Source organism: Arhodomonas sp. KWT, from assembly GCF_010993615.1.
On sequence record NZ_WNXE01000412.1, the window covers coordinates 1 to 1555 of the forward strand.

A 1555-nucleotide genomic window follows, 5' to 3' on the forward strand; every position below is an offset into this window, starting at 1 on the left:
CAGCCGGAAGGTCTTGCCGAAGCACTTAAAGCCGTGGCGCAGCACATGCAGGGCGTTCTTGGAGGCCAACTCCTTGACCAGCGCCCCCAGCAGCACCTCGCCCGCCTTGTCCCCGTGCAGCTTCACCAGCGACTGCCAGCGCTCCGTCTGGCTGGCGGAGACGAAGGCAATGGCCTCATCCGGAAACAGCGCCCGGGCCGGATCGAAGCCGCTGGCGTCACCGCGCTCATAGCCGCCCTGCTCGATCAGCGACTGCTCCATGGCCTGTTCGAAGTAGGTTTCCTGGTGCATGGGCTTCTCCGGTTCAGGCCACCTTGATCTGGCCGGTGACGGCATTGGTGATCAGGGCGGAGCGGTATTCTTGGAGTTTCTCGATCACGGAGAGCACCTTCGATCTGATCGTTTCAAATCGACGTTCTTCGCGTAACAAGAAATCAACTATTTCTTCTTGCTCATAGGAAGGTGGAACGGGTATTGGGAAATCCTTTACAAATATTTCTGGTACACGCTTTTGCCCCCCAGCACCATACATTGCACCCTCGCCAACTTTCCTGAAAGCATCAGATATGGTTATGTAAAACATCAGACGCGGAGAGATTAAAGATTTGGGTCGGACAACATAAAGCTCAGTCGTTCCAAAGCCAACACCGTTCAATAGGTCTTCGGCCAAAGCTCCCTTCCCATTCTCAAAGCACGGCGTAATCTTGGCTACCAAGATATCGTCGTTGGCAAAATACGTATATCCATCAGTTACGTCACTTAGCGTCTTAGTCTGTTCCAAGGTCAGTCCGCCACACACCCCCACATTTGCCATTGGCACAAACGATATTTCAGCATCCTCTCCAATAACTAGGCCTTTCGCTGAGGGGCCAACATCAGCCATAAAACGCAAACGTACGCATTTCCAATGCGCCGGAATCTCCCCCAGCCACTCGATGCCGCTGTCTTTCATGGGGGCGTCGGGGTTGAGACCCTTGGTGACGGCGCGGGTGATCAGGGCGATGCGCTTTTCGGCCAGCCGGTCGCGCAGGCGGCGCTTTTTGGCGGTCAGGGTGTCGATCTCGGCGGTCTTGCGGTCGAGGAAGGCGGCGATTATTTTCTGCTGATCCAGTGGCGGCAGCAGCGCCTGAAAGTCCTTGATGAACTGATCGGGCACGCGTTTTTGCCCGCCAGCGCCATACATCGCACCTTCACCCAGATTACGGAACAGCTCAGAAATGCTCAGATAAAACAGGAAACGTCCGTCGATTTCTTTGGCCGGGCGAATGACATGCAGCTCCGTTGTGCCAAATGCAATGCCATTCTTCAGCCCTTCCGCGAACGCACCCTTGCCGTTCTCGAAGCACGGGGTAATCTTCGCGACAACGACATCACCGTCGGCAAAGTAGGTATAGCGGTCGCCGATGTCGTCCAGCGCCTTGACTTGTTCCAGCTGAATACCACCATGTTCGCCAATCGCGGCCATGGGCACGAAAGAGGGTAGTGTCCCAGGAAGTGTGTAAAAGCGGCTGAGGAGGTCACCGCGGGTCTCCGTTAGGATTCGGGTTGTGAAGAC

General features: G+C 55.8%; 2 protein-coding genes. Both read right to left on the reverse strand.

Annotation, left to right across the window (positions count from 1 at the left end):
- Positions 1 to 291: hypothetical protein (locus G7A99_RS19440; protein ID WP_163143331.1), on the reverse strand; the 291-nt coding region annotated here is incomplete at its 3' end.
- 13 nt (positions 292 to 304) lie between these two features.
- A partial coding sequence (locus G7A99_RS19445) for a restriction endonuclease subunit S (RefSeq protein ID WP_163143334.1) occupies positions 305 to 1555 on the reverse strand: 1251 nt, incomplete at its 5' end.